The sequence below is a fragment of the Paraglaciecola sp. QJM3NY_14 genome (genome assembly GCF_056173245.1).
Window position 1 is genome coordinate 1,829,119 of the sequence record NZ_CM149664.1, and the last position, 20,042, is coordinate 1,849,160.

18 protein-coding genes and 1 pseudogene are annotated in these 20,042 nt (G+C 43.9%); 11 read left to right on the top strand and 8 right to left on the bottom strand.

The window, feature by feature from the left end; all coding sequences use genetic code 11:
* Positions 1 to 15 precede the first annotated feature (15 nt).
* Positions 16 to 615: a Yip1 family protein gene (locus AC0VYA_RS07875; protein WP_011574441.1), complete on the bottom strand. Its 600-nt coding sequence runs from the start codon at positions 613 to 615 to the stop codon at positions 16 to 18.
* Positions 616 to 931: 316 nt separating this feature from the next.
* Between AC0VYA_RS07875 and AC0VYA_RS07880 the strand changes: the two genes are divergently transcribed.
* From AC0VYA_RS07880 to miaE (AC0VYA_RS07910), 7 genes and pseudogenes are all read left to right on the top strand, one after another.
* Positions 932 to 1,945, top strand: a complete 1,014-nt coding sequence (locus AC0VYA_RS07880; protein ID WP_475490623.1) for an HlyD family secretion protein — start codon at positions 932 to 934, stop codon at positions 1,943 to 1,945.
* Positions 1,945 to 4,752 (top strand): ribosome-associated ATPase/putative transporter RbbA, encoded by a 2,808-nt coding sequence (rbbA, locus tag AC0VYA_RS07885; RefSeq protein ID WP_475490624.1) that lies wholly within the window; start codon positions 1,945 to 1,947, stop codon positions 4,750 to 4,752. The genes AC0VYA_RS07880 and rbbA overlap by 1 nt, the downstream gene beginning before the upstream one ends.
* Before the next feature lie 3 nt (positions 4,753 to 4,755).
* On the top strand, positions 4,756 to 5,880 hold the full coding sequence (locus tag AC0VYA_RS07890; RefSeq protein ID WP_475490625.1) for an ABC transporter permease: 1,125 nt from the start codon (positions 4,756 to 4,758) through the stop codon (positions 5,878 to 5,880).
* Positions 5,881 to 6,061: 181 nt separating this feature from the next.
* Complete coding sequence (miaE, locus tag AC0VYA_RS07895) at positions 6,062 to 6,823, top strand: tRNA isopentenyl-2-thiomethyl-A-37 hydroxylase MiaE (protein ID WP_475490626.1); 762 nt, start codon at positions 6,062 to 6,064, stop codon at positions 6,821 to 6,823.
* A 69-nt stretch (positions 6,824 to 6,892) separates the two neighbouring features.
* A complete protein-coding gene (locus tag AC0VYA_RS07900) occupies positions 6,893 to 7,834 on the top strand; it encodes a hypothetical protein (protein ID WP_475490627.1) in 942 nt (313 codons plus the stop codon).
* A 28-nt stretch (positions 7,835 to 7,862) separates the two neighbouring features.
* Positions 7,863 to 9,014, top strand: coding sequence for a hypothetical protein (locus tag AC0VYA_RS07905; protein WP_475490628.1), 1,152 nt, complete (start codon positions 7,863 to 7,865; stop codon positions 9,012 to 9,014).
* A gap of 72 nt (positions 9,015 to 9,086) precedes the next feature.
* Positions 9,087 to 9,719 (top strand): annotated as a pseudogene (gene miaE / locus AC0VYA_RS07910) (tRNA isopentenyl-2-thiomethyl-A-37 hydroxylase MiaE); the annotation flags it as partial.
* 15 nt (positions 9,720 to 9,734) lie between these two features.
* Here the strand turns inward: miaE (AC0VYA_RS07910) and AC0VYA_RS07915 are convergent.
* On the bottom strand, positions 9,735 to 10,259 hold the full coding sequence (locus AC0VYA_RS07915; protein ID WP_475490629.1) for an HAD family hydrolase: 525 nt from the start codon (positions 10,257 to 10,259) through the stop codon (positions 9,735 to 9,737).
* Positions 10,260 to 10,410: 151 nt separating this feature from the next.
* On the opposite strand from AC0VYA_RS07915, the gene AC0VYA_RS07920 reads away from it, so the two are divergent.
* Together AC0VYA_RS07920 and AC0VYA_RS07925 are read left to right on the top strand one after the other, a co-directional pair.
* Entirely contained in the window at positions 10,411 to 11,031 is a 621-nt protein-coding gene (locus tag AC0VYA_RS07920; RefSeq protein WP_475490630.1) for an HvfX family Cu-binding RiPP maturation protein, read from the top strand.
* A 114-nt stretch (positions 11,032 to 11,145) separates the two neighbouring features.
* The gene (locus AC0VYA_RS07925) at positions 11,146 to 11,697 is read left to right on the top strand and encodes an NAD(P)H nitroreductase (protein ID WP_011574448.1); all 552 of its coding nucleotides are present in this window, start codon (positions 11,146 to 11,148) and stop codon (positions 11,695 to 11,697) included.
* A gap of 119 nt (positions 11,698 to 11,816) precedes the next feature.
* On the opposite strand, the gene AC0VYA_RS07930 is transcribed toward AC0VYA_RS07925, so the two are convergent.
* The 3 genes from AC0VYA_RS07930 to AC0VYA_RS07940 form a co-directional block, all read right to left on the bottom strand.
* Entirely contained in the window at positions 11,817 to 13,160 is a 1,344-nt protein-coding gene (locus tag AC0VYA_RS07930; protein WP_475490631.1) for a DEAD/DEAH box helicase, read from the bottom strand.
* 93 nt (positions 13,161 to 13,253) lie between these two features.
* Positions 13,254 to 13,910, bottom strand: a complete 657-nt coding sequence (locus AC0VYA_RS07935; RefSeq protein ID WP_011574450.1) for a 3-oxoacid CoA-transferase subunit B — start codon at positions 13,908 to 13,910, stop codon at positions 13,254 to 13,256.
* 9 nt (positions 13,911 to 13,919) lie between these two features.
* Positions 13,920 to 14,639 carry a CoA transferase subunit A gene (locus tag AC0VYA_RS07940; protein WP_475490632.1) on the bottom strand — a complete coding sequence of 240 codons (720 nt, stop codon included), beginning with the start codon at positions 14,637 to 14,639 and terminating at the stop codon, positions 13,920 to 13,922.
* Between the two features lie 119 nt (positions 14,640 to 14,758).
* Between AC0VYA_RS07940 and AC0VYA_RS07945 the strand changes: the two genes are divergently transcribed.
* A complete protein-coding gene (locus AC0VYA_RS07945; protein WP_475490633.1) occupies positions 14,759 to 15,652 on the top strand; it encodes a LysR substrate-binding domain-containing protein in 894 nt (297 codons plus the stop codon).
* Positions 15,653 to 15,698: 46 nt separating this feature from the next.
* Here AC0VYA_RS07945 and AC0VYA_RS07950 read toward each other — a convergent pair whose 3' ends face one another.
* Positions 15,699 to 16,421, bottom strand: coding sequence for a hypothetical protein (locus AC0VYA_RS07950; RefSeq protein ID WP_041714342.1), 723 nt, complete (start codon positions 16,419 to 16,421; stop codon positions 15,699 to 15,701).
* A gap of 95 nt (positions 16,422 to 16,516) precedes the next feature.
* Positions 16,517 to 17,212 carry a sensor histidine kinase gene (locus tag AC0VYA_RS07955; protein WP_475490634.1) on the bottom strand — a complete coding sequence of 232 codons (696 nt, stop codon included), beginning with the start codon at positions 17,210 to 17,212 and terminating at the stop codon, positions 16,517 to 16,519.
* A 196-nt stretch (positions 17,213 to 17,408) separates the two neighbouring features.
* Here AC0VYA_RS07955 and cysB point away from each other — a divergent pair, with 196 nt between their 5' ends.
* Positions 17,409 to 18,383, top strand: coding sequence for an HTH-type transcriptional regulator CysB (gene cysB / locus AC0VYA_RS07960; RefSeq protein ID WP_006994097.1), 975 nt, complete (start codon positions 17,409 to 17,411; stop codon positions 18,381 to 18,383).
* 137 nt (positions 18,384 to 18,520) lie between these two features.
* Here cysB and AC0VYA_RS07965 read toward each other — a convergent pair whose 3' ends face one another.
* Complete coding sequence (locus AC0VYA_RS07965) at positions 18,521 to 19,894, bottom strand: L-serine ammonia-lyase (protein ID WP_475490635.1); 1,374 nt, start codon at positions 19,892 to 19,894, stop codon at positions 18,521 to 18,523.
* Positions 19,895 to 20,042: the final 148 nt, after the last annotated feature.

The window sequence follows — 20,042 nt, forward strand, 5'->3', positions numbered from 1 at the left end:
TTACCCAATAAACATTTAACCAGTAAAGACTGGCCCCATGCCCATGCTCCACAAGATAACGGACGCAGCCATCAAAATAGTTAATAGTACCAGACCACAGGTCACCACAGAGCTCGCATAAATAAAGCCTTTCTCTTCAGGGATGTGCATAAGAATAGGCGTGCCGGTGTAAAGTAAATACACCGAGTAGGTGAGGCCCACTAAACCGATCATCATGACAAACCATAAAACAGGGTAAAATGCCGCAAAACCTACCATAAACAACGGGGTTGCCGTGTAAGCTGCGAGTTCAAGTGACTGGGTATAAGTGGGTGTCGAGTCGAACGCTTTGGCCAGCTCGTGAATTAGCACAGATAAGGCTAGAACGCCGACCACTAAGCCTAAGTAGGTACCGGCGCTCATAATAGCAGCGCTTTCTTTAGTGAGTTTGATTGTGTCGCCAACACCAATGCTCCAACCCAAATACGCGGTAGAGTAGTAGGTCATTAAAGCGGGAATAAGAGATATTAGGGCGATGTGACTTAAGCTGTAAAAATAGGTTTCGTGACGGTCATCAATGCTGTGCCATTCTTCTTTAGGATGGGCATACAACCCCCACAGGTGATTCAAAATCATATAGTTACTCGCTCTTTTGTTATTAACAATGAATTTACAACTAATTAACGTTCATTCTGTTGTAGGTTGGTTAATTCGTCAACAGTTTTCGTTTTCTACCTTAGTATTAGCCGTTTTGTTAGATTTGATATGTCTTAGCGTGGTTTCTCAACGAGCCTGACGATCTGTTTTGTATCCTGCGCTTTTTCATTGCGTTGGTAGTTACCTCTAAAAATCTGTCTTCAAGTTGATTCGTGTCATTTTCTTGCTACCTCATTGGCGTAATATGTAGGGTACGATTTGCGAAATGTTTTAAACATCAACATTGGATAGCACCTTGAAAAAGTTACTCTCACTTATTTTACTATTGGCCGTTATTGCTGCTGGCTATTTCGCTTGGCATTACTTTAATTCTTCTGATGCAATCGTTGGGTTTGCTTTAGGGAATGGACGTGTTGAAGCCGTTCAAGTTGATGTATCTACTAAGATTGCCGGGCGAGTAGAGGCAATTTATGCTCAGGAAGGCGACTTAGTACAACAGGGGCAAACGATTGCAAAAATCGATACCAAGCAGTTACACGCTCAGCTTCTGCGCTATGAGGCCGACGTGGCCGCTGCGCAAAGCCAAGTGGCATCAGCCAATGCTGGAATTGCTCAAGCCAAGGCAGAAAAGCGACTAGCTGAACAAGAGCTAGCCAGAGCAAAGCAGCTTATTAAGCAAAATAATATCAGTAAGGAAACCCTAGATACCCGCGAAAGTAATGTGGCAGTGGCTGTTGCCAACGTTGAAGCCGCTGAAGCGTTAAAAGTATCGCAATTGCGCAGCGTGGATGCAGCCAAAGCGGTAGTGGAAGAAATACAAACACAAATTGATGATGCCACGCTTGTTTCCCCTAGCATTGGCCGGGTACTTTATCGGTTAGCTGAGCCTGGTGAAGTCCTTGGCAGCGGTGGTACTGTGATAACTTTGATTAACCTTTCCGATGTATATATGGAGATATTTTTGCCTACAGCGCAAGCTCATCGTGTGGAAATGGGGGCCGAGGCGCGCGTCAAATTGGATGTGCTTGATATCGCCATTCCTGCAACCGTGAGCTATGTATCGCCAGAGTCACAATTCACCCCTAAGCAAGTGGAAACGGCGACTGAACGTGAAAAGCTGATGTTTCGGATCAAAGTTCGCATCCCACAAGCGCTTGTGCTGAAGCATATCGAAAAGGTAAAAACTGGGGTAAGGGGAGTGGCTTACATTCGACTTAATACGCTGGACAATGAGCCTTTGGCTGACTGGCCAGCGTTTTTACAGAAATTACCTAAAGAAACCGCATCTAACGATAATAGCGCTCGCTAATGGCAACGTCAGATTCTGCGCCTTTGCTTGCAAGCTTGCAGGGAATCAATCATAAGTATGGCGATGTACAAGCGCTAAATGACATCACGTTGGATATTCCTGCCGGCATGATGGTGGGACTTCTCGGGCCCGACGGCGTCGGAAAGTCGACATTATTAGGGCTTATTTCTGGGGCCCGAAAATTACAAGACGGCCAATTGCAGGTATTAAATGGAGACATGCGCTCATCAGTCCACCGTAAAAAGGTCGGCCCTAAAATCGCGTATTTGCCCCAAGGTCTTGGAAAAAACCTATACGCTGATTTGAGCGTAGAAGAAAACTTGGATTTTTTTGCTAAGTTATTTGGTCAAACATCGCAAGAGCGCGCTTTACGCATCACGCAGCTCACTAAAGCCACCGGACTTGAATCCTTTTTGCACCGTCCAGCAGGGAAATTATCCGGTGGTATGAAGCAGAAACTAGGGTTGTGCTGCTCTCTTATTCACGATCCAGACCTGCTGATCCTCGATGAACCAACGACTGGGGTCGACCCCTTATCTCGACGTCAGTTTTGGCAACTTATTGCGCAAATTCGCTCACAAAGGCATCAAATGAGTGTTGTTGTGTCCACCGCGTATATGGATGAAGCGGAAGAATTCGATTGGCTTGTTGCTATGGATGCGGGCAAAGTTCTTGCTTCTGGTAAACCACAAGCTTTAAAAACCTCTACCGGCACTGATGATCTCGAAAGTGCCTTTGTGGCGTTACTCCCACCAGAAAAACGAGGAAATACACAAAAGCTCGTTATTCCTCCACTTGAAGTATCAACCGAAAAACCCGCGATTATCGCCAAGGGTATCACCCGCAAGTTTGACGACTTTGTGGCCGTGGATGATGTTAGCTTTGAAATAAAAGCAGGAGAGATTTTCGGTTTTTTAGGCTCCAATGGATGTGGAAAAACCACGACCATGAAAATGCTTACGGGTTTATTGCCAATATCCTCAGGCAAAGCGTTTCTGTTTGGTAAAGAAGTTGACGCGAGTGATATGCTGACCCGCATGAGGGTGGGGTTTATGTCCCAAGCGTTTTCTTTGTACACCGAGCTGACAGTGTATGAAAACTTATTATTACATGCTCGTTTGTTCCATATATCCAAAGAGAAAACAGCACAGAGGATTCGTACACTGGTAACACGGTTTGATTTACAATCGCAGTTGCATACCAAAGCCCAATCATTGCCCCTTGGGATCCGTCAACGTCTTTCACTTGCTGTTGCCGTTATTCATGAGCCTGAAATGCTCATTCTAGACGAGCCGACCTCGGGGGTAGATCCTGTTGCTCGGGATGTATTTTGGCGTTTATTAGTGGAATTATCACGCAGAGATAAAGTCACTATTTTTATATCAACTCATTTTATGAATGAGGCCCTAAGGTGCGATCGCATATCGCTTATGCATGCTGGAAAGGTATTAGTGTATGACGAGCCTAAGCACCTTGTTGCCGCCAAACACGCGTCTACATTAGAAGAAGCCTTCATTGGCTATTTAGAGGAAGCCATTGGGGAAAAAGAAGCACCTGAGAACGAAGAACCGAACGTGCCCTTGACCAACATTCCTTCTAAACCCTCGGCGTCGCTACTGGAGCCGCTAGAGGGGGCATCAGATGAGGCCGCAAATACGAAAAATACCGCAACAGATAGTGTTTTCAGTCTTAAACGTGTGCTCGCTTTTAGCTACCGTGAAATCATGGAAGTGATGCGCGACCCAGTGCGCTTAACATTTGCTTTTATCGGTAGTGCATTGCTGTTGCTCGTGGTTTCCTATGGTATATCTCTTGATGTAGAGGATTTGACCTACGCGGCATATGACAATGACCGTACCCCCCAAAGTCGCGAGTACCTGAGCCATTTTGAGGGCTCGAGGTATTTTATTAAAAAGCCGAGTATTCAAAGTGAAGATGATCTGCAAAGACGTATGCAGTCGAATGAAATTACCCTGGCGCTGGAAATTCCTTCTGGTTTTGGTCGCACCCTGATTAGAGGTGAAACACCCTCTGTTTCTGCTTGGATTGACGGCGCGAATACCACGCGGGCGGGTACCATTGAAGGTTATGTGTCGGGTGTGCATGTTGCGTATTTAACCCAGCTCTTTGCTGAGCAAGGTTATGACATAGACGATTACGCGAATGTAGACCTTCAACCTAGGTACCGTTATAACCCGACCTTTGAAACGATTTTTTCTATGGGGCCTAAAACCCCAGCCATGTTGTTGTTATTGTTTCCTGCCATATTGATGGCTGTCAGTATGGCGCGGGAAAAGGAGATTGGCACAATAACCAATTTCTTTGTTACGCCGACCACGCGTTTTGAGTTTTTATTGGGTAAACAGCTGCCTTATATCGTTATCGGTATGATTAATTTTGTGACCTTAACCCTGCTGGTGGTCTACCTGCTCAAAGTGCCACTAACTGGAAGTGTGACGGGGTTGATGCTCGGCGCCTTCTTTTATGTCTTTGCAGCAACGGGCTTTGGTTTATTGGTTTCCTCAATCACCAACACGCAAGTGGCTGCGGTGTTTGCTACGGCCATTTTAACCCTAATGCCTACCGTGATGTTTTCCGGCATGATCCAACCTACTTCTACTCTGGAGGGGGGAGGGTATATTATTGGTACGTTATGGCCAGCCACCTATTACATGCACCTGAGCGTTGCTGCATTTACCAAGGGACTAAGTGTGTGGCAGTTGATGAATGATATATATGTTCTCGCTATTTTTGGGCCCGTTTTTGTGGTGGTGACTGCGTTGTTTCTTAAAAAGCAGGAGGCCTAGTTGATGAGAGCATGGATAAATATTTACTGGTTAGGGCTAAAGGAATTGCGCAGTGTATTGAGTGATTTCGTCATGCTTCTACTCATTATTTACTCATTTAGTTTGGCAATATACGCACAATCAACAGCCACAAGCGAATCAGTGAATAATGCCTCTGTGGCAATCGTCGATGAAGACCACTCTGCGTTGTCTCGCGCCATAGCGAATGCGTTATACCCACCTTATTTTAAAGTGCCAATCCTCATTTCAGCATCCGAAATTGACGATGCGATGGACAGCGATACCTATATGTTTGTCGTTAGTATTCCGCCCAATTTTGAACGCGATGTAAGAAAAGGCGAACGACCCAGTGTGCAAATCAATATTGATGCCACGGCAGTCACTCAAGCCAGTTTAGGCAATACCTATATTCAAAATATCGTGACCGATGAGGTAAATCACTATATCACTCGCGCTGATGAAGACACCGAATATCCTGTTGAATTGGTGCAACGCAGAGCGTTTAATCCTAACGGCACGGGAATGTGGTTTGGGGCAATTAATGCACTGCTTAATCAGATATCTATGCTGACTATTATCTTAACTGGGGCAGCGTTGCTGCGCGAAAGAGAGCACGGCACTATTGAACATTTACTGGTGATGCCATTGACCTCTTTTCAAATTGTGATGTCAAAAGTCTGGGCAAACGGTCTTATCATCTTGGTGTCGTTTATGCTGTCTACTTTTTTTGTAGTGGAATGGATTTTGGACGTGCCCATTGCAGGCTCTCGATTCTTACTCTTTGGTGGCACGGCATTGTACTTGCTGGCAGCTGCGGCGATAGGGATTTTTCTAGGGACAATTGCACGTACCATGGCACAGTTCGCCTTATTACTGCTGATGGTCATCATACCCATCATGATGTTGTCCGGCGGGTTAACGCCCATTGAAAGTCAACCTGAGGTGATCCAGCCAGTGACGTGGTTACTGCCTTCACGCCATTACATGGCATTCGCTCAAGCGGTGGTTTTTAGAGGAGCGAACATGATGATCGTATTACCTGAAATGCTAAAAATTCTCGGTTTGGGATCTGCATTTTTTATTGCGAGCATTCTGTTATTCAGGCGTTCTATTAGCGTTAGTAAGTAAAAGATGTGAACAGTAATCAATAGCCTCAGCTTACTGATAGAGTGGATCATCGATAAATTGTAAGCTGCGCGGCTCATCATCACACCGCTTATGGTATAGTACTGCGCGCCAATTTCCCGAGCGTGTCAGTTGTATATGCTGCGGTATTTATTCACAAAAATTATGTAAGGTTGTTTGCTGCTTGGAAAACCTATTAGCCCCCATCAAAGCGTTTTTGAAATGCGACACCCCAGACGAGTGGGTCACCGCAGCCGTTAAAAAAGAAAATCTAGCGGTATTGCTGACGGATCACCTGATCTGTGAGTTAAAGGCAGCGCAAAGCGCGATGTTTTTAATTCGTCGTTATGCGGTAGATGCCGACAGTGCAAAAGCTTTATTGGCTTGGTTAAAGCCTTATGAGGATTTTGCTTATCGTCAAATTGGCGATTGGCAAGAGCTTGAAAAGTTAAAGTTAGATAAATCTATGCTGGTTAGAACAGGTAGTCGCTACGGCCAAGATTTAGTGGATAAAATGGTGATGCTCATTCGCGAAGAGTTGCACCATTTTTATCAAGTCCTCGAGATGATGAATCGCTACGATATCGAGTATGACAAAATTGAATCGAGTCGTTACGCAAAAGGGCTTTTACGTCATGTTAAAACCCACGAGCCTGATGCCCTCATCGACAAGCTAATTTGCGGTGCTTACATTGAAGCGCGCTCTTGTGAGCGTTTTGCTAAAATAGCGCCATTTTTAGACAAGCCTTTAGGCGATTTTTATATCTCTCTATTACGCTCTGAAGCGCGCCATTATCAAGATTATCTAACATTAGCCGAAGAAATAGCTGGTCATGATATTTCTGAAAGAGTGGCTTATTTTGGAAAAGTAGAAGCTGATTTAATTTCGTCTCCTGATGAAGACTTTAAGTTTCATAGTGGAATACCAGCAACTAGTGCTGGTTAAATGACCAGTCTCCAATTGAGCAGTTACTTATGGCATTATACTTAACTTATTAAGTTTTAAGGAATAAACATGGAAGTAGGAAAAGACAACAGATTGGAATTGCACTACTATTTCTCTGACGCATCTCATGACATTGATGCTTTATTAAGAAATAAGTGTGAATCAGAGTTACTAGCAATTGCGTATGAAGCCGCATCAGTTTTTGATATTAACTTAAGGTTAGTTGCTGAACCACCAGAAGAAGGTGGATTTAAAGAATTTTGGAAGGCATTGGGAGATAACTCTCAACAATTGCAAGTTTTGTTGGTTGCCATTGGTGTTGTAACGACTGTTTATTTCAATTACACACCAGAAGATGACCAACGTAAAAAAACATTAGAAGAGCTTCAAATTCAAGAACTAAAGTTGCGACTTAAGGATATGAAGGCAGCTTCTGAAGTTGAAAAGCTAGAAATAGCTGAGGCAATGGCGAACAAACTATCTAAAAACCTTAAAATCACCAAGAGAAAGTCTAACTTTTATTCTCTCTTAAGCAATTATCCAAAAGTTTCGTTTGTTAGTTTAAATGCTTTCTACCGTGAGCGGAGATTGAGAGACGAAGTAAAGCTCTCACGTTTAGACTTCCAAAAATTCATCCTAAGTTCGAACAAACTAAAAGTACAAGAAGTCGAATCTGCTGAAATTGAAATCATATCACCTGTGCTAAAAGACGGTAATTATAAGTGGAAAGGCGTTTATGAAGAGCAATCCATTAGTTTTAGCTTGACCGATAATAAGTTCAGAGATTCTATTTTTATTGATGGACTCAACTTTCATGCAGGCACAACGATTAGGTGTGTATTACAAATTCATAGGGAATTAGATGAAATAGGAGAGGTAAAAGTAAAAGGTTACTCTGTTCCAACTGTAATCGACGTGCTTGATGGGCCAACAGCTCACAGAACCAAACAAGGGACGGCATACCTTCATGCCAAAGGGATGAAAGATAAGCAAAGCGATCTTTTTACCTAATAAACATACCAAACCGAGATTCGAATAAATGGAAGTATATCTGAATCATACATCAAACAAGCAATCCAACTTATTCCTAAGAGCTTTTTGCGCAACATTAAGAAAAGAATTTGGTAAATGTGCTTGGAACTTTAGTCCTTACAAAGACGGTCAACGAAACTATGTTTGCTTTGGGGACGCAGATATTGGTATAGGCGAGTCAATAAAAGTAATAGTTAAATATAAGGTAAAAGGAGTTATTGAAAAGGTCGTTATCCAAGGAACTAAAATTGATGATTCTATCGCCAAGAGGCTTGCTTCAGTAATTGATAGTGCAAACAACGCCCAACCTGCGGATAAACATTCGCTAATAGCAAGGATTAATATTACTACAGTCTTTGATAATTCCGAACAAAAGCTGTTTTTTGAAAATATAGCAGGTGAGGGTTTTTCGATTCTATCAAATGATGAATATTCATATCTTTGCTTTGAGTTTTTGGCCTTTGATTATAATGATGCAATATTTGTTGGGTTGCCTAAAGCCAACTCAATTCGGGATTTTCTAGCTGTTTGCACTAACACTAAATTGTCATTACAGCCTTGCAAGGAATTACCAGCAAACGTAAAGCATGACTTTAGAGACAGAACTAAACTAGAAGAAGATTGGATTGATGGTGTGCCAATTCATGAAGGGACGATAAATATATCTGATAATCAGGCAAACTTTATAAGTAAAATCGTTGCTGGAACAGCAAATCATACGTATTTAAAAGCCTGTGCCCACTTTTATAATGCTCAACAAAGTTGGTCAATGAGTTCAATCAATGAGCATACATTAGAAGTAGCGACTGTATTGTATGTTTCAGCCTTGGAAGTTGCTGCCGAATTATATGCAAGTGAAACGAAGACATGTTCTAGTTGCGGTCAGGCTAAATATTCCATCAGGAGAAGAGTTTTAGATTTGGTTAAGCTCCACATGGGGGATGGTTCTAAGTATCTAATTGATGAATTCTATCAGATTCGTTCGAAATATTTGCATGCAGGTGTACCCTTGTCCCGTAACAACTACTCAGGCAGTGTAATTCCTCAACTAAACCCTGAATCTAATACAGGCTGTTATCCGGCTGTTTCTCAAATGCCATTGAACCTAATGGAGTATGTATCTTATATACTTCGAAAAGTTTTACTTGATAAAAGATAGTATCTATTAGTTGATAACTTCGCATCTGTGTAAAGGGTATTTATATTTCGTTTGTGCAATGTTTACTTTAGTGAGTTAAAGGCAGCGCAAAGTGCGATGTTTTTAATTCGTCGTTATGCGGTAGATGCCGACAGTGCAAAAGCTTTATTGGCCTGGTTAAAGCCTTATGAGGATTTTGCTTATCGTCAAATTGGCGATTGGCAAGAGCTTGAAAAGTTAAAGTTAGATAAATCTATGCTGGTTAAAACAGGTAGTCGCTACGGCCAAGATTTAGTGGATAAAATGGTGATGCTCATTCGCGAAGAGTTGCACCATTTTTATCAAGTGCTCGAGATGATGAATCGCTACGATATCGAGTATGACAAAATTGAATCGAGTCGTTACGCAAAAGGGCTTTTACGTCATGTTAAAACCCACGAGCCTGATGCCCTCATCGACAAGCTAATTTGCGGTGCTTACATTGAAGCGCGCTCTTGTGAACGTTTTGCCAAAATAGCGCCATTTTTAGACAAGCCCTTAGGCGATTTTTATATCTCGCTACTGCGCTCTGAAGCGCGCCATTATCAAGATTATCTGACATTAGCGACAGACATTGCGGGTAAGGATATATCACAGCGAATTGCATTTTTTGGGGAAGTGGAAGCGGATCTCATTGTGCAACCTGATACTGATTTTAAATTCCACAGCGGCGTACCTACGCGATAATGCTGACAATCACTGTTATCTGAACGACCGTGCCTGGGCGTGCAATTCATCCAAGTGGTGTATTTCGCAAAAAGACGGCCTTTCTTTTAAAGGGATATTTGCGACTGTTGCCGCTGTCGTTGCATCGATGTTTGATGGGTTGTACCAAATAGCACGAAGACCGGCTGCCAGTGCAGGGCGATTATCTTTGTCAAAGGTATCTCCCACCATCGTTACATCTTTAGGAGCGACACCTAGATTCTTTATTATTTCTAAATAAAACGCAGGTGTGCTTTTGTTCAAGCCAGTGTTGGCGAAACAAAAATAGCCTGAAATGTACTGCGCTAATTCGACGCGCTCAAATGCTTTCTTGATTTCATGTTCATCAGAGTCCGCTGCATTAGTGGCGATATAAATGGCACTATTTTTCGCTAATTGACTTAAGGCTGAAGTTGCACCGTCAATGCATTTGACCGTGGGCCAAAGATACATTTTGCCTAGCGCGTCAGGGAAATCTACCATAAGGGTGTCTCCCCAATCGAATAAATAAGTTGTACTCATTGTCTTACTCATAAAAGTGGGAGCTGCATGGCTATTAACGCTGCAGTTTGAAGGATACGACTGAAGTAAGACTAATTATTGTTGGCATTGATTGAAAGTTTTTTTGAATATCTGCTATCTAATGGGTAGCAAATTATTTATTGGAACCTTTATGAGCGTCTTGAATTTAGTCACAGGTGCACAGCGCACACTAGAAAAAACCTCCGTCTTTGAGGGCATTGCACCCTTGCTACTTCGTTTGTATTTAGCGCCGATCATGATCCAAGCTGGTTGGACAAAACTGGGTAGTTTTGACAATACCGTTGATTGGTTCGCCAGTCCAGATTACGGCCTAGGATTACCCGCCCCTGCGTTGTTGGCCTCATTAGCGATAGCAGCTGAACTGCTCGGCGGTATCTTCATTTTAGTAGGACTTGCCACCCGCTGGGCGTCTATTCCCTTAATGTTTACTATGCTTGTTGCTGCATTTTCTGTGCATTGGCCAAACGGCTGGCCAGCGATAGCTGATGCCTCTAGTTGGTTATCAGATGGTACGATCATGCTGAATGAAAATGTTATGAGCGCACCTGATAAGTTAGCCGCAGCTAAAAGCTTGTTGCAAGAGCATGGGAATTACAACTGGCTGACATCAAGTGGTAAGTTTGTGATCTTGAACAACGGCATTGAGTTTGCCATGACATATTTCTTTATGTTGTTGTCGTTGTTCTTCACAGGTGGTGGTAAATTCACCAGTGCGGATTACTTTCTACGTAAAAAATTTATGCCTCAATAGGGCGCAATTACTATAAAAATCAAGGCGCATTGGGCGCCTTTTTTATTGCTCCGAGTTGTGATAATCGCCATACTGACTGCCTACATTCTATTTTCCTTGAGGTATTTTTATTCTATGGACGCCTTAAACCTGCTGCTTAATCGTAGCTCTCATCCTAGATTACAAGCCCCTGCACCAGCAGGTGAAGCATTAACCAATATTATGCAAGCCGCACTTCGCGCCCCTGATCATGCGTGTTTAGCGCCATGGCGGTTTATTGTGTGTGAAAAATCGGGCCTAGCAAAGCTGGGTGATATTTTTGAACAAGCAGCAATTGATGCTGATATGACTGAGAAAGAGATAGAGCGAGCACCTCAATTACCTAAGCGTGCACCTATGGTGATCGTAGCGATTGCAAAATATGTGGAACATCCCAAAGTGCCTTGGGTTGAGCAAGTTGCTTCTGCCTCGTGTGCTGTGCACGCCATGCAAATGGCTGCAGTCGCGCAGGGGTTCAATGGAATCTGGCGTACAGGCAGTTATGCGCAAGATGAAAATGTTAAACAGGCGCTTGGGTGCGCTGAAAAAGATGAAATTGTCGGCTTTTTATACTTAGGAACACCGATGACGGATGCCTCATCTAAACCAAATCGCGATGTGGCAGACTTCTTTGAAGCGTGGAAATAGAGGGACTAAAGCGATAATAGCTGTCAGAGCACAAGCGGAAATATAATCAACTCAAAAATGCGGTTCTGGACGGTGAGCTATCGACCAGAGCCGCGTTATGCCGCGTTATCACGGTTTATTTATTCTTCATTATCGTCGTCTTGAATAACTTGCCGCGGTTTACGCTTCATTGGACGGCCGCCAACTTCCGTGCCTTGCATGGGTTTTACTCGGTCAGGCCCTTGATTATTCGCCCCAGAGCCCGCTTTACTATTATGCGCAGCCTTACCTGACGCTTTTTTAACAGGCGTTTTGGCTTTCTTAGGCGGGCGTAATCCTTTAAATTTCGCCTCTAGCCCTTCAATTTCACTAAAGCTGACCTCTTGTTGTAAGAAGCTTTTGATAGAAAGATAACTCGCCCAATCTTTTGGCCCAACAAATGATACCGCTTCACCTTTATTACCAGCGCGCCCAGTACGGCCCACTCGATGCACATATTCATCTGCGAGTTTGGGTAAATCGAAGTTCACAACTAAAGAAACATTAAGCAAATCTAACCCACGAGAGGCAATGTCTGTAGTCACCAATATGTGTTGTTGGCCGCGACCAAATTCACTCATGATGTTATTGCGCTGGCCTTGGCTTAAATCCCCACTCAAGGCGATGCTATACAAACCTTGTTCTTTTAATAGACTCGACAAGCGTTCGGTGTCGGCGCGGGTTGCAGTAAATACAATCACTTGACGATGATCTTTTTCGTTGATCATATGCGTTAGTAAGCGTTCTTTATGGGTCACATTGTCGGCTAGGAAAAAACGTTGCTGTATATCTTTATGCTCAGCGCTAGAAATACCAATGCTAATACGGTGAGGCGCTTTGAGCATCGATTGCGTGAGATAATGTAGCGCAGCGTTGTCTAATGTGGCGGAGAACATCATTGACTGACGTTTACGGTGATCCGCAGCCGCATTGATTTGTTTTAATTGCTCAGAAAAGCCTAAATCAAGCATACGATCGGCTTCATCCATTATGAGCATTTCAAGCCCATTCAAATACAGAGACTTACCCGCTAAGTGATCGGCAATACGGCCGGCAGTACCCACTACAAATTGCGGGTAATGGCGTAGGGCTTTCACCTGATCGTTAAAGTTCTCACCGCCAAGAATGAGCGCCGCTTTTAACTGATGTTTAGCAATCAACCATTTAAGCTGAAAAAAGACCTGTTTCGCCAGTTCCCGCGTCGGTGCAAGAATAAGTACACGAGGATCTTTACGGCTAAGAGGTTGTTTGGTCAACACTCTTTGCACTGCCGGTAACAGGAAAGCCAAGGTCTTACCTGAGCCTGTTTTTGACGAAGCAATCAAATCTTTACCCATAAGGGCATAAGGAATGGCTTGCGCTTGAATTTCAGTTGCTTCGGTAAAGCCTTTTATCTCTAAGGCCTTACCTAAGCGGTGGTCTAATGGTAGATCGCTAAATTGCAAAAAATAAATACTCTAAAAAGGGATTGGGCGCATTATACAATTGCCGCACATTTTATGGAGCTTTATTTTCTATTTTACGCACTTTACGCGTTATTACACGCGCATTTCCGGCACGTTATCACCGGCAATCAACTGACCAGCGGTTTTACTTTTAATTTCTTCAACGCTAACGCCCGGTGCGCGCTCTAGTAAATGAAATGCACCGTCTTTCACTTCAATCACCGCTAAATCGGTGATGATACGGTTTATGCAGTTCACGCCAGTTAAGGGCAAGGTGCATGCTTCAAGGAGTTTCGAATTACCATGTTTATCTGCATGGGTCATGGTCACAATAATATTCTTTGCACCGGCCACTAAGTCCATAGCACCGCCCATGCCCTTAATCAGCTTACCTGGGATCATCCATGAGGCAATGCTACCGCTTACGTCAACTTCAAATGCGCCCAATACGGTGACATCAACGTGGCCGCCGCGGATCATAGCAAAGCTTTCAGCTGAACTAAAAATCGATGCGCCTACGCCAGCGGTAACCGTTTCTTTACCGGCATTGATCATGTCCGCATCAACGTCTTCTTCTGTGGGGTAAGGCCCCATGCCAAGCAAGCCGTTTTCTGATTGCAACATAACTTGCATACCATCTGGTACGAAGTTAGCGGCAAGGGTAGGAATACCGATCCCTAAATTAATGTAATCACCGTCGTGAAATTCTTGTGCCACACGCATGGCGATTTGGTCTCTTGATAGTGCCATGATGCTCTCCTATTGCCCTAGTTCGTTATTGGTTTTTGCTAAAACTTTACGCTCAATGCGTTTCTCAAATTTCCCGACGATAACGCGATCAATATATATGCCTGGAGTTTGAATTTGGCTAGGCTCAAGTTCGCCAGGCTCAACTAATTCTTCCACTTCTAATACGGTAATTTTGCCCGCGGTGGCTGCCATAGGGTTGAAATTTTGTGCGGTGTGGCGATAAATGCAGTTGCCATAACGATCTGCTTTCCAGGCTTTAACAATGGCGAAGTCACCGACGATAGACTCTTCCATGATGTAAGGACGGCCGTTGAATTCTTTGACTTCTTTACCTTCACCTACAGGTGTACCGTATCCGGTTGCCGTATAAAAAGCAGGAATGCCGGCACCGCCAGCGCGCATTTTCTCTGCCAGCGTGCCTTGGGGAGTGAGCTCGACTTCAAGCTCGCCGTCTAGCAACTGGCGTTCAAATAAGGCGTTTTCTCCTACGTAAGACGAAATCATCTTTTTGATTTGTTTGTCTTCTAACAAAAGGCCTAGGCCAAAGCCATCAACACCACAGTTATTCGACACTATGGTAAGACCTTTGGTACCCATTTTTTTCATTTGACCAATTAGGCCTTCAGGGATCCCGCATAAGCCAAACCCGCCAGCAATGACGGTCATATTGTCCTCTAAACCTGCCATCGCTTCTGCGTAGCTGGCTACAATTTTATCAAAACCTGCCATGTTAATTCCTTGTTTACGTTTATTTAACATCAATATAAAGACTATCTTTTAATAGTAAAGTTGAATTAATATGCTTATTAATAAATAAAATTTATTAATAAGCTTCGAGTGACTCCCTCATGAATGTTTCGTATCGCCAACTACAAGCGTTTGTACAAGTGGCGCAATCGGCAACGTTTGCTGAAGCTGCGCAAAAGATGTTTCTTTCGCAGCCTGCGCTGTCTAGTGCCATCAAAAAAATGGAAGAGCAAGTGGGTGGGGCGCTGTTTTCACGCACCACACGTAAGGTACAACTCAGTCCTGAAGGCCAAGACTTCTTACCTGTAGCAATACGCTTGATGAATGACTGGCAAGATGCATTTGGCGACTTGCAGCAAGTGTTTTCAATGGGAAGAGGAAAGTTGTCTATCGCCGCGATGCCCTCGTTTGCTGTAGGGCATTTACCGGCGATTTTAGGAGCGTTTCAATCTCAGTTTCCTAACGTCAAGGTCGCCGTGGCGGATATTGTAATGGAGCAAGTCATCAATGCCGTTTCTGAGGAACGAGTGGCGCTGGGTTTTACCTTTGAAACCGAACAATTAGACGGCCTACTGTTTCATCCCATGTTCACCGACGAGTTTATTGCCGTGCTGCCAAAGTTACACCCGCTGAGTCAGCAAAGCAGCGTCACGTGGAATGCGTTAGCGCAATCTCCCTTTATTGCTATGAATAGAGGGTCCGCCATTCGCAGATGGGTCGACAACCATTACGAAGCGCTAGAGCTCAAGGTAAATATGGTGGCTGAGGCATCGCAATTAGCGACACTGGGGCAATTTGTAGAGCATGGTTTGGGGGTGTCTATTGTGCCTGGGCTATGCCAGCAGCAAATGCAGCGACTTGGATTGAGGTGCTTACCGATCAAAGGAGACAGATTGAGTAAGCAAGTGGGCATGATTAAAAAGGTGCAGGGCAATATGTCCGTTTCGGCGCAAGCCTTGTGGGACTGGGTGATAAAGCAACCATTAGCAGAGTGAACGTCGCTTAGGTATCAATAGGGTTAGCGGGACAGTATAAAAACGATTACCACTTTTTCTTTTCGGAAAATAGCTCGTCAAGCTCGTTGCGTTCAGACTCTTTTCGTTTACGCACATCTTCAGTGTTTGCACTGCGCAAACTGTCTTGAATCTGCTTAAGTTGTCGTTCGAGCTCTTGCTTACGCTGAATAATGTAATCGTCTGGCTGAGATTGGCTGTCTAACGCCGTAATCGCCTTTTCAATGCACTGGCGAGCAGAGCCGAGTTGCTGGGCTTGCATAGATGATTCGCCGCGGCGCATCAGCGTTTCTACGTTTGCTCTTAGCTGTAAGCGTTCCAAATATTTGTCTTCTACCATAAAGGCACTGCTGTCTACGCGGCCTTTGGTGTACTCAGAGCGCAGCAACCCGCGCATTTTTTTAACGCATTTGATGTAAGCGACCACTTGTTTATCGCTATTGGGCAGGTTGAAGCTATCCGTCGAAACAGGCTCTTGATTTGCTGACAGCTCTTTAAGCTTATTACTGGCACTTTCAATACGACTGCTGATGTCCATTACGCCAGGGTTTACTTGAGCGATAATTTTAAGGGCATTGACGATACGTTGCTGAAAAATAAACTTCAGTTGCTGACTAACGGTGATGTGCTCAGTGGCGAGTAAAATCTCTTCTGTTTCATCAATGACATTTTTTTGTTTTGCTACTTCTACGCGTTTCTCAGCCTCCACTTTGTTTCGGTGCTGTTGCACGGCATTGACAATAATCGCCATGACAATGAGAGATACGATGAGAACAATTATTATAGGGAAAATCATTTATTACTCTATTTTTCGCCACTAACCTGGTTATGCATACAACAATTATGCTAAACGGGAATTTTTAAGGTAAATACGCTACCGCCCAATTTGCCGCCATTGGCGAGCGAAATTGAGCCGCTACAGTCGTGCGCTTTATGCGCCTCTGCAATTAATCTAGCAAAAAATAAGCCAAGCCCTGTGCGGCCTTGGCTTATGTCATAATTTTGCATGGTCACTGTGTTGGCTTCTAACATGCTTTGAGGGTAACCTGGGCCATCGTCCTGTACTTCAAATATAAGGTGGTTATCGTCGCTGAACACTTTGAGCAATATATGCTGGTTACTGTAACGCATAGAATTGATCAGCATGTCATTGAGCAACAAGCAAATTAAATCAGCGTCGAAGTATCCCACTAAGTCGGGCTCTTGCTCAACGTTTAGGTTGATTTTTTTGTGATTTATATAACTTTCATTAGTAGCAAGGATTTCATCGACAACATCTTCAACGTAGTGCTCGTCAATATTCAGCGGCATATTATCCATGCCTGCTCGGTATAACGACAATAATTGCACTAACCCAGTATTTAAACGAGAAGCTTCGTAATGGGCAGAAGCAAAGTGCTCACCAACCTCGTTATCTTGGTTTTTAAGTGTCAGCCCAAGGTTTTCAATGGATTGGATCAGCAAAGACAAAGAATTTTTCATGTCGTGCACCGCTGAGGCCAATACTGTGGCAAAATCAATTTGTCCGTTGTCGTTGTTCATACTTCACCGTGAGCTGATAAATGACTAGAATACACTAGCATAAAAATAGAGTATCCTTTAATTTACAATGCGTTAGTGACAGGCCTTAAGCAAAAAAATTTTCATTTTTGTTAAAATCTTATGGAATTAATGGCCCGCTAGGTATATAAGAAATTAATATATATAGAACTCTGAATATAACTATCAAGGCATTGCCATGAAACTACAACAGCTTCGTTACATCGTTGAGGTGCTCAACAATAATTTAAATGTGTCGGCAACGGCCGAAAGCTTGTATACCTCTCAACCGGGGATCAGCAAGCAAGTACGTATGTTAGAGGACGAGCTAGGGGTGCAAATTTTTGGCCGTAGCGGAAAGCATTTAACCCATGTAACTGATGCCGGCCAAGACGTAATCAACATTTCACGAGAAATATTGGCCAAAGTTGAAAGTATCAAAGCGGTTTCCAGAGAGCACACTTTACCAGACCAAGGTAAACTGAATATTGCGACCACGCATACACAAGCACGCTACGCTTTGCCTGATGTTATTAAAGGGTTTATGAACAAATACCCTCGGGTATCGTTACATATGCACCAAGGAACGCCTTCGCAAATCAGTGATTTGGCCGCAAAAGGTGAAGCCGATTTTGCCATTGCGACCGAAGCTTTGCACTTGTACAACGATTTGGTGATGCTGCCTTGCTACCACTGGAACCGCAGTATCATAGTGAATCGCGACCATCCGCTGGCACAAACTACCTCTATTACTATTGAAGACATTGCTCAATATTCATTGGTGACCTATGTATTTGGCTTCACGGGTCGTTCAGAGTTAGATCAAGCCTTCAGTCGCGCAGGACTTGAGCCGAAAATCGTATTTACAGCAACCGATGCTGATGTCATTAAAACGTATGTGCGCTTAGGTGTCGGCATTGGTGTTATTGCTTCAATGGCGGTGGATGAAAAGCTGGACAGCGATTTGGTAAAAATAGATGCCAGCCATCTGTTTGAATACAGCACGACAAAAATTGGATTCCGTAAAGGATCGTTTTTACGCAGTTACATGTATGACTTCATTGAGCGTTTTGCACCGCATTTAACTAAGAGTGTGGTTGAAAAAGCCATGATGCAAAAAAATAACGATGAAGTGGAACGCATGTTTAAAGGCTTAACCTTACCCGTTAAGTAAAGGTGTAGTACTGCGCGAATGAGGTATGAACAGGGTATTGTTCACCTCAAAACGAAAAAAGAGGCAATGTATTGCCTCTTTTTTTGTGTCTGTAGCCAGGCTTCGCCTAGCAAAATACCTTAATACTCAATAGCGTATCAACATTCGATGATGTTAACGGCTAACCCGCCCCGGGCGGTTTCCTTATACTTTGATTTCATGTCATTACCCGTGTCCCACATGGTTTTAATGACTTTGTCGAGGGAGACTTTATGCTGGCCGCTACCACGCAGAGCAAGGCGTGATGCATTAATCGCTTTTATCGCACCCATCGCATTGCGTTCTATACACGGAACTTGCACTAAGCCACCTACAGGGTCACAGGTTAAGCCAAGATTATGTTCCATGCCTATTTCTGCTGCGTTTTCGACCGCATCCACTGAGCCACCGATAATTTCAGTTAATGCCCCTGCAGCCATTGAGCAAGCAACGCCAACTTCACCTTGGCAGCCCACTTCAGCCCCAGAGATTGAGGCATTTTTCTTATATAAAATACCGATAGCAGCAGCGGTGAGTAAATAACGACTCACAATATCTTCATCTACTGGGCGTACGAATTTATCAAAATAACACAGTACCGCAGGCAAAATACCGGCTGCGCCATTAGTAGGGGCGGTCACTACGCGCCCGCCAGCGGCATTTTCTTCATTGACCGCCAAAGCAAACAAATTCACCCAATCCATAGCGACCATGGGGTCGGCGTTTTTTTCACTTTGTAGGCGGCGATGTAGCCCTGGAGCTCTGCGGGTCACTTTTAATCCGCCGGGTAAAATGCCTTCGGTTTTAATACCGGTTTGAATACATGCGTGCATAACCTGCCATATGTGCCAAAGCTTGGCAGTAATATCGCTTTTGGGCTGAAATACTTGCTCGTTTCGGTACATTAACGAGCTAATAGAAAAACCGTTTTCCTTACACAAGCGCACTAACTCTTCTGCGCTAGAAAAAGCAAAAGGGACGGGTTTTTCTACCAACGTGAGGGCGGCGGTTTTTTGCGCTAAAAAGTCCTCGGCACGAATAATAAAACCGCCACCGATGGAATAATAAGATTGCGATGAAATGATTTCGCCTTTATGTAAGGCGTTAATGGTCATGCCATTGGCGTGATGGGGGAGTGTTTTACGTCGATGGAAGACGATGGCGTCTTTGGCAGCAAAGCGCACTGGATGTAATTGATCCAGCGTTAACCTTCTGCTTTTTTCAACTTCCGCTAGCATCTCATCAACAGCGGTAGCATCGATGGTTTCAGGTGCGTGGCCCAACAAGCCTAAGATCACTGCTTTACCCGTACCATGTCCTTTGCCCGTTTGTCCTAAGCTGCCGAATAGCTCAGCGCGCACTTCGTCCGTTTTATCAAACAAGTTTTGTGTTTTTAATTGCTGGCTAAACTCTTTTGCCGCTCGCATGGGTCCCACAGTGTGAGAGCTAGATGGGCCGATACCAACACTGAACATATCAAAAACACTGATCATAAAAACGCAAAACCTATTGAATTATAAAGACACTAATTGTGCAGGTTTGTGTGGGCATGAACAACTCAGCTTAGGGATATATTGCCTTTAGGCAATGTAAAGATATTGTTGCGACCCGTGAATAGCTGCGACCTGTGAATAGTTGCGA

Bases quoted from the DNA above. Each gene is read 5' to 3' on its own strand.
- AC0VYA_RS07875 (WP_011574441.1), bottom strand. From the start codon at position 615: ATGATTTTGAATCACCTGTGGGGGTTGTATGCCCATCCTAAAGAAGAA.
- rbbA (WP_475490624.1), top strand. From the start codon at position 1,945: ATGGCAACGTCAGATTCTGCGCCTTTGCTTGCAAGCTTGCAGGGAATC.
- AC0VYA_RS07890 (WP_475490625.1), top strand. From the start codon at position 4,756: ATGAGAGCATGGATAAATATTTACTGGTTAGGGCTAAAGGAATTGCGC.
- AC0VYA_RS07900 (WP_475490627.1), top strand. From the start codon at position 6,893: ATGGAAGTAGGAAAAGACAACAGATTGGAATTGCACTACTATTTCTCT.
- AC0VYA_RS07905 (WP_475490628.1), top strand. From the start codon at position 7,863: ATGGAAGTATATCTGAATCATACATCAAACAAGCAATCCAACTTATTC.
- AC0VYA_RS07915 (WP_475490629.1), bottom strand. From the start codon at position 10,259: ATGAGTACAACTTATTTATTCGATTGGGGAGACACCCTTATGGTAGAT.
- AC0VYA_RS07920 (WP_475490630.1), top strand. From the start codon at position 10,411: ATGAGCGTCTTGAATTTAGTCACAGGTGCACAGCGCACACTAGAAAAA.
- AC0VYA_RS07925 (WP_011574448.1), top strand. From the start codon at position 11,146: ATGGACGCCTTAAACCTGCTGCTTAATCGTAGCTCTCATCCTAGATTA.
- AC0VYA_RS07935 (WP_011574450.1), bottom strand. From the start codon at position 13,910: ATGGCACTATCAAGAGACCAAATCGCCATGCGTGTGGCACAAGAATTT.
- AC0VYA_RS07940 (WP_475490632.1), bottom strand. From the start codon at position 14,639: ATGGCAGGTTTTGATAAAATTGTAGCCAGCTACGCAGAAGCGATGGCA.
- AC0VYA_RS07945 (WP_475490633.1), top strand. From the start codon at position 14,759: ATGAATGTTTCGTATCGCCAACTACAAGCGTTTGTACAAGTGGCGCAA.
- AC0VYA_RS07950 (WP_041714342.1), bottom strand. From the start codon at position 16,421: ATGGCGATTATTGTCAATGCCGTGCAACAGCACCGAAACAAAGTGGAG.
- AC0VYA_RS07955 (WP_475490634.1), bottom strand. From the start codon at position 17,212: ATGAACAACGACAACGGACAAATTGATTTTGCCACAGTATTGGCCTCA.
- cysB (WP_006994097.1), top strand. From the start codon at position 17,409: ATGAAACTACAACAGCTTCGTTACATCGTTGAGGTGCTCAACAATAAT.
- AC0VYA_RS07965 (WP_475490635.1), bottom strand. From the start codon at position 19,894: ATGATCAGTGTTTTTGATATGTTCAGTGTTGGTATCGGCCCATCTAGC.